The organism is Shewanella sp. MF05956 (assembly GCF_059758055.1).
In genome coordinates this window covers 91988-98447 of the sequence record NZ_JCAYNV010000018.1, presented here as the reverse complement: position 1 = coordinate 98447, position 6460 = coordinate 91988, and the positions used below count along the sequence as shown (strand labels likewise).

9 protein-coding genes are annotated in these 6460 nt (G+C 37.7%); 1 reads left to right on the top strand and 8 read right to left on the bottom strand.

What is annotated here, in order from left to right; translation table 11 throughout:
• Positions 1–179: 179 nt before the first annotated feature.
• Genes AC19MX_RS17990 through AC19MX_RS17980 form a run of 3 tightly spaced genes read right to left on the bottom strand, consistent with a single transcriptional unit; the run spans position 180 to position 1662 of the window.
• Positions 180–710 (bottom strand): hypothetical protein, encoded by a 531-nt coding sequence (locus AC19MX_RS17990; protein WP_432406144.1) that lies wholly within the window; start codon positions 708–710, stop codon positions 180–182.
• A 42-nt stretch (positions 711–752) separates the two neighbouring features.
• Positions 753–1331: a hypothetical protein gene (locus AC19MX_RS17985; protein ID WP_432406147.1), complete on the bottom strand. Its 579-nt coding sequence runs from the start codon at positions 1329–1331 to the stop codon at positions 753–755.
• 13 nt (positions 1332–1344) lie between these two features.
• Positions 1345–1662, bottom strand: a complete 318-nt coding sequence (locus AC19MX_RS17980; protein WP_498299321.1) for a hypothetical protein — start codon at positions 1660–1662, stop codon at positions 1345–1347.
• Between the two features lie 185 nt (positions 1663–1847).
• On the opposite strand from AC19MX_RS17980, the gene AC19MX_RS17975 reads away from it, so the two are divergent.
• Positions 1848–2951 carry an ISAs1 family transposase gene (locus AC19MX_RS17975; RefSeq protein ID WP_498299320.1) on the top strand — a complete coding sequence of 368 codons (1104 nt, stop codon included), beginning with the start codon at positions 1848–1850 and terminating at the stop codon, positions 2949–2951.
• Here the strand turns inward: AC19MX_RS17975 and AC19MX_RS17970 are convergent.
• The 5 genes from AC19MX_RS17970 to AC19MX_RS17950 all read right to left on the bottom strand — a co-directional run bounded on the left by AC19MX_RS17970 (position 2923) and on the right by AC19MX_RS17950 (position 6362).
• The gene (locus AC19MX_RS17970) at positions 2923–3345 is read right to left on the bottom strand and encodes a ChaN family lipoprotein (protein WP_432406164.1); all 423 of its coding nucleotides are present in this window, start codon (positions 3343–3345) and stop codon (positions 2923–2925) included. The two genes, AC19MX_RS17975 and AC19MX_RS17970, sit on opposite strands and share 29 nt — an antisense overlap.
• Before the next feature lie 113 nt (positions 3346–3458).
• The gene (locus tag AC19MX_RS17965) at positions 3459–4025 is read right to left on the bottom strand and encodes a hypothetical protein (protein WP_432406160.1); all 567 of its coding nucleotides are present in this window, start codon (positions 4023–4025) and stop codon (positions 3459–3461) included.
• Complete coding sequence (locus tag AC19MX_RS17960) at positions 4015–5136, bottom strand: ISAs1 family transposase (RefSeq protein ID WP_498299319.1); 1122 nt, start codon at positions 5134–5136, stop codon at positions 4015–4017. The genes AC19MX_RS17965 and AC19MX_RS17960 overlap by 11 nt, the downstream gene beginning before the upstream one ends.
• Before the next feature lie 44 nt (positions 5137–5180).
• Positions 5181–5843, bottom strand: coding sequence for a lipase family protein (locus AC19MX_RS17955; protein WP_432406093.1), 663 nt, complete (start codon positions 5841–5843; stop codon positions 5181–5183).
• 51 nt (positions 5844–5894) lie between these two features.
• The gene (locus AC19MX_RS17950) at positions 5895–6362 is read right to left on the bottom strand and encodes a DUF6795 domain-containing protein (RefSeq protein WP_498299318.1); all 468 of its coding nucleotides are present in this window, start codon (positions 6360–6362) and stop codon (positions 5895–5897) included.
• Positions 6363–6460 lie beyond the last annotated feature (98 nt).

The window sequence follows — 6460 nt, the reverse complement described above, 5'->3', positions numbered from 1 at the left end:
GAAATTCTCTTTGAAGTGGTCAATATGCATGGTGTGCTCCCGAAAAAAGGGAGTATAAGATCATAGCGAGATGTTAACGTCAAATAGTGCGTCAAATTGTTCAAAAAACATTCACGATCTCGCCCTGTACGGTTACCCTGGACAGCATAACTATTGAGGTGATTAGCAAGGATATTCTGTTAATGTTTTTTATGTATGCCAGTTAAATCAAAATCATAGTACGACAATTGATTTATCACCTTATCATTAACAAATTCGCTTTTGTTAACTTCAATGCTTCCATTTACGATATTGATTTCGCTTAAATTACTACTTAACGTCAAGTTTGGGATTTCAACTAGAGTAGAGTCAATATATTGGTATCCTTTCAATACTTGAAGCTTATTTCCAGTATGATATTTAATCAAAACATACTCTATTTCATCTTTTTTTATTAATGTGATGTCTGGTGTATGCCCCTTCAAACGAGCAGCAATATACGGAACACCCATATCATATGCTAAAACATAAGTATCAGGCGTCGGTAAACAAATACCCGATTTATCTTCATGTAAAAGCTTAACTTGATCAAATCTTTTTGACTTAACATCATCACTACTAAATTGAACTGTTATAGGCTTTATCACTTTTATTTGAATACAATCAGAAGCAACTGCAAAATGACTCACTGTCAGTAATAAGACTGTTAAAATAATTAATGTAAACTTCATATACACCTATCAATAAGTTTGTTTTTATTGATGCTTAGAATGTCATTCCTCGACTAATTTGTCTTGTGCGAACTTAATCAATTGAGCAGCATATTCTTTATTAAATTCAAACGTAGTATTATCAAAAACGTACTGGGCGTGATCACTAACCGCTAGCCAATTCTGTTGTATTATATACAGCTTTGCTAACTCTTCATGAGCAGCAGTAACTGACGATTTAGGTAGCTCAACATCCAATGCTAAAAACTCTTTATGGAGTGAAATAGCATGATTTATATCTTGCGCTATAAACATACCACTTTCATATAGCCAAGCCAGTGTAGAGTAAGCCATAGGGTCTTTTGCATTGACTCTTTTTGTTGCTTCCTTAACTAACCGAACACCATTACCTGTGTGCAAACTAAGTGGAACCAAACCTCTCCAATACCCCATACCAATGGCTTTTTCACACCAGAGTTCAAGCTTCTCGGGAGCATTAATTAAACTTTTTTGACACTGTTCAGCTGCAACACTAACCTTTAAGTGAGGATCATTTATATCAATTGAATCATCCCACCTTGGACCTGCTGCATTGGCGGAAATAGCCACACAGAATAAAGATAATGAAAATATTTTTATCATGTCAAAATACCTTCTAAAAATACTTTTTCTGAGGGAGATGTACAGTAAAAGAGGGCATTGGCGAAGGAATAAATGCGCCTTTTCGATAAAAATAAGTGTCTTGTAAAGATTTACTTTCATCTGATTGACCTTCACAAATACCATTATCAGAGCATATAGCACCACCAACATACTCTATAATACTCATACTATTAACATTCATACTTAGCATCAATGAATCAATACCAACATGTTTGTTTCCTGCATTAAACGCATGATATCTTTGCATAAAAGCGACTATACGAGCGTGTTTATACACTTGTAAATTCGTTTTCAATATACTTGCCCACATTTGATTTCGCTGTATGTGAGAATCTGAACAAGAACCTGTATTGGCATCCTCCCAGCTACACAGGGGCTGATCATACTCGATCGCTTTTCATACATCCTTTTTAAAAACAAAGAGATAAAAAATAGCTTGATTGATCTCGCCAGTGTGATCAAATAGCGCTCTTTTTCTTTGTCTTTATACTTAATATGCTTAAACATCTCGATAAGATTACTGATTGTCGTTCCCATATAAATCAAGAACATGATGTCATTGATATCTGCTTCCTCGTCCTAAGCGCAGTGATATCAGGTGCGCAAAGTTGGGCCGATTGCCACGAGTTCGGGACATTAAAACTCATGTGGCTGCGTAAATATCGCCCCTTCGCTAATGGTATTCCCAGCCAGCAGAGTATTGGTCGCATCTTCAGAGGAGTGTCAAAGCAATCCTTGCTAGATGCCTTGTTGAGTTGGGTCAACGAGCATCGGCTTAGCACAGGACTTTCTTCTATTGCGATTGATGGGAAAGTGCTTAAAGGTGCCAAAGCATCAGCCTCGAGCGCTGCATTACATATGGTCACTGCATATGATACCGGCTCTGGTTTAGTCTTCAGCGCTAAATCAGGTGCAAGCAAAAAGAGTGAACTCAAACTCGTTCAAGAATTGCTGACGTGTCTTGATTTGAAGTCTGAGTTACTGACATTTGATGCGCTGCATTGCCAGACGCAAACACTTGATTATATTGTCAAAGAAGGTGGGCATTGTATTTTGCAAGTCAAAGGTAATCAGCCCAAGCTGTACGAGGCAGTACAGGCACAATTTGCTGATTACATTACAAATACCCCAGATGCCGAATGCTTTACGCAAGACGATAAAGGCCATGGTCGAGTTGAAAAACGGATAACGTTCCAGTGTCCATTGAATTTACCCGCTGAGATAACGATGAAATGGTCTCAATTAAAAACATTAATCGCTGTAGAGCGTCATCGAAAAGTGGGTAACAAAACCAGTATAGATACGCATTTTTATGTCAGCAGTGCAGTGCTGACATCAGAAGCCTTTGGTACAGCGATTAGGGCTCACTGGCAAACGGAAAATAATCAGCATTGGCTTTTAGATACGCTATTTCAAGAAGATAAGCAGAAGATGTATGATGAAGATGGCGCCAGTATTCTAGCTATTTTAAGGCGTTGGGCGTTAAATCTAGTGAAGCTACATCCCGCTAAAACAAGCCAGAATCAGAAATTCAATAGAGCTTGTTGGAGTGATGATTTCAGGGAAGAGATTATTTTTGGTGCTGGTCAAAAAGTGTAATCAGCCCCTGCCAGCTACATCGTTCATCAATTAAATCCATCATTTCAATTGGCATATCTAACGGAATAATTTTCATACCTAAATCGTTTGCAGCTTTTACTAGCTCAGCATAACCAGTGCTAGCAGCATTATTCCAATTCCAATTATCTTTAAAATACTGCTTTATTGCATCAAAACCTTTCCCTGTTTTTTGGTAGAATTCAATTTTTTCATTTATATGTAATGGCAACATTTCCATTGCAAAGTGAGTAAAACCAGCTGCTTTAAGTTGTTTTAGTGCACGTATAGCTTCATATTTATAAGAAACAGGGTTATGGCTAGATTCTGCGATAATAACTAATCTAGCATTACCAGCCATTTTTCTGTAATTTACATCCGTGTTAACTTTGTTCATTGTTATTCCATAACTTCTTTATATTGAATATGATTTAAATTGCAAAAATAAAGCCTATTAAATACATTTTTTCCTACATGGAAAGCAGTATTCTAGCAATTAGAATCTATTAGTTAAAAAACTAACCCTAAGGCCTCAACTACGACAGATTTTAATCTACTCAATAGCATAGCTAAAATACTTCTCACGGTACTGTAACTGAGGTCAATAATCTTAACTCCAGGCTTGCCGATAAAAGTTAATATATGACCTAGCAATCCTTTACAATCTTCAGCATATTCACGAGACATTTCAGATAGCTCAACTAATGAACGAGCAATTAAATCATAAATGGATAACGTCGAACTGACGCCTACTTGGGCAAGTATTGAAGTCAATTTACCACTTGAACGTAAAAGCCATATTAATCCAGCACTAATTTTATCTGACCAGTGGGCATTAAAACACGCTAAATGACGTTTTTCATACTTTAAGCGAACATGTTCAAGGTTACAGATTGACCCCATTTTCATCTGCTTATAATCAGCGTATCTAGAAGCGGTATTAATGTAACCAGGAGCATTCCCTTTCATTTTGTGTGACGCACCAACAAAAGAAACACAGGTACTTAATCTATATTCATCCCCAGCATGTACAAAGGGCCAAACAGCAGGGTAAGAGCATGAAAATTCACTTGCCAAAAATAACCTTTTCAAGGTAATCGGTGTTGCGATTAGCTTTCATTTGTTTCGCTCTTACTCCTTTTTTAAAGCTTGTCTCTGACTGAAGACGATTCACTGCAACATGCCTAACACCTGCCATAATTTCCGGTGCACCATTACGTCGGATACGACAATCATCTTCTTTCATTCCAACATCAAGTTTCCAGTGCAATCCATTTTCAATACTCCAATGCTCTCGGGCACTTGCTGCCAACTCTTCTGCCGTTAGCGTGGCTGAACTGATGTAGTATCTAAAATTTAACTCTTTGGATACTTTGCCTTTTTCTTTTCGATAAGAAATGATCACCCCAATTGTCGTTAACATTGGCCAATCTGCCGCTGCGGGGATTTGACTCATGTCATTGGTCACAATACAGCACCGGTACTCTTCTCTATTCCGTTGGTAATCCGCTTCCTGAAATAGCGTTCCATCCTGACACTGGCGGCTAATTTCTGGTCCTAATAATTTCTCTACCTGGGAAAAGAACATAGGCTGATTGCCTTTAAGTGCCAGCAGATAATTCGCTTCTTTATCCAAAATTTTCTGAGCTATCGCTTTCTGACATCCCATGGCATCGATGGTGACTAGGCAACCTTTTATTTCTAACAAGTCAAGCAGCACTGGGATGGCGGTTATCTCATTGGATTTACAGTCGGTTTTCTGTTGTCCAAGCACCACACCATTTTCACAAGCAAATGCGCTCACCATATGAATGGCATCCTTTCTATCAGACTGATTAAATGAACCTTTTAATCTTTTCCCATCAATAGCAATCACTTGTCCAGCAGTGACCTGGTGGCACTCTTGCATCCATTTAGAGAAGCAGGATTGAAACGTACTCATATCAATAGTGCTGATAACCCTCGCTATCGTGTCATGTTTAGGAATACCATTTTCAAAAGAGACAAATTTGCGTAACCAATCGAGACGGTCGTGTCCAAAATCCTCAATTTCTTCCCACCCTTGGCATCCAGCAATCACTGCGCTGAGGGTAAGGAATAGGATATCAAAGAGTTTATGGACAACTTTACCTTGTTGACGGGGGTCATCAATGTTTGAAAAGTACTTGAATAGCTGTAGTTGCGACATGGGTTAACTTACTTCTTACTAAAAAGAAGTATAAGATCACAAACTTAAGTCAAGGTAAAGCTTCGTGATCTTGCCCTGGGCCAAACAGGAACCATAGGTACTGGGTCACTTCGGTGAACAGCACGATAAATACCACTTAAACTGGTTTCAACTTGAATTGCATACGGTGCAAAACCCACTCTTGGAGCCCCAAAAGTATATAATTTAACAGGATTTTTGAAGTTTGTTCGAATCCAAATTGCAGCAAGGTTGGCTAAAGCACCACCTAAACTATGACCAATACAATGTAAGGGCTTATCTCCAAGATTTTCTAGTAGCGTTTTGATTTGAGGTTTCATTGAGTTAAATGTTCTATTAAAGCCTGAGTGAACTAATTGGTTATTTGGACCAGATGTTACACCACAATGGAGATCGGTCAGTACATCACACATACCTGCAGTACCGCGAAAAGCAAGCACAGCCTCTCCTTTAAATATCCCCTCATTACGACCAATACCAAAAAAACCGAAACCAGACGTATGGTTTAAAACATGTTCAGCTGTAGTACCTGATACACCATGTAACGTTGACTTTTGAGCATTGAATAAAAAATGTTCCGAAAGAATTGCTGGAACCCTAATTTTAGCAATATTATTACTTTTAATAAATTCACTTTTGTAGGCAAAATCAGCCAAGTTAGAAGCTAGAGTTGGTGTCAAAGTTTTCATTTCATTCCCTTGAATTTAAGTTTACTTTAAGTACAAATTAAAAATTAAAAATTAAAAATTAAAAAAGTCATCATCGTCATCGTCATCGTCATTTCTTTCATAAATATCAAAATCCGTTTCCCATCGACAAATACTTATACCATCAAACATTAAGTTTGCATTTTTTTTATTTGGAAAGGTAAAAGTCACTTCTTTATTACTTAGGTCACAATTTAGCATTGTTAATTTTTCTTTAAACTCTGGAAACTCTTCAATACCACCGAACTCTGAGTCCCATAAAATATACTGAACACTATCAATAATGATGTAAACTTTCTGCATAACAGAATCATTGACGAACATATCACCTGGTTTTTTTGAACTGATACTGACTTCTGGCATAAAAAAACAGCCACACTCGTCCGTTAAGGTTTCATCATTTGATTCAACTTGATGAATATAACTAAGTTCTCTTATCACTTTAGCGCCAACAACAGGTTTTCCGTTTGACAGGACTCGCCCTTTTACTTCTGAGCACATGTGCACGTCGTATGTTTTTAGTAGTCCAAACATGTTGAGCAAATCTCCCTATTAAAACAGCCTTGTTGGCTGATAGCGCAACAACTGCGGTAAGCGTT

Bases quoted from the DNA above. Each gene is read 5' to 3' on its own strand.
- AC19MX_RS17990 (WP_432406144.1), bottom strand. From the start codon at position 710: ATGAAGTTTACATTAATTATTTTAACAGTCTTATTACTGACAGTGAGT.
- AC19MX_RS17985 (WP_432406147.1), bottom strand. From the start codon at position 1,331: ATGATAAAAATATTTTCATTATCTTTATTCTGTGTGGCTATTTCCGCC.
- AC19MX_RS17980 (WP_498299321.1), bottom strand. From the start codon at position 1,662: ATGTGGGCAAGTATATTGAAAACGAATTTACAAGTGTATAAACACGCT.
- AC19MX_RS17975 (WP_498299320.1), top strand. From the start codon at position 1,848: ATGCTTAAACATCTCGATAAGATTACTGATTGTCGTTCCCATATAAAT.
- AC19MX_RS17970 (WP_432406164.1), bottom strand. From the start codon at position 3,345: ATGAACAAAGTTAACACGGATGTAAATTACAGAAAAATGGCTGGTAAT.
- AC19MX_RS17960 (WP_498299319.1), bottom strand. From the start codon at position 5,136: ATGTCGCAACTACAGCTATTCAAGTACTTTTCAAACATTGATGACCCC.
- AC19MX_RS17955 (WP_432406093.1), bottom strand. From the start codon at position 5,843: ATGAAAACTTTGACACCAACTCTAGCTTCTAACTTGGCTGATTTTGCC.
- AC19MX_RS17950 (WP_498299318.1), bottom strand. From the start codon at position 6,362: ATGTGCTCAGAAGTAAAAGGGCGAGTCCTGTCAAACGGAAAACCTGTT.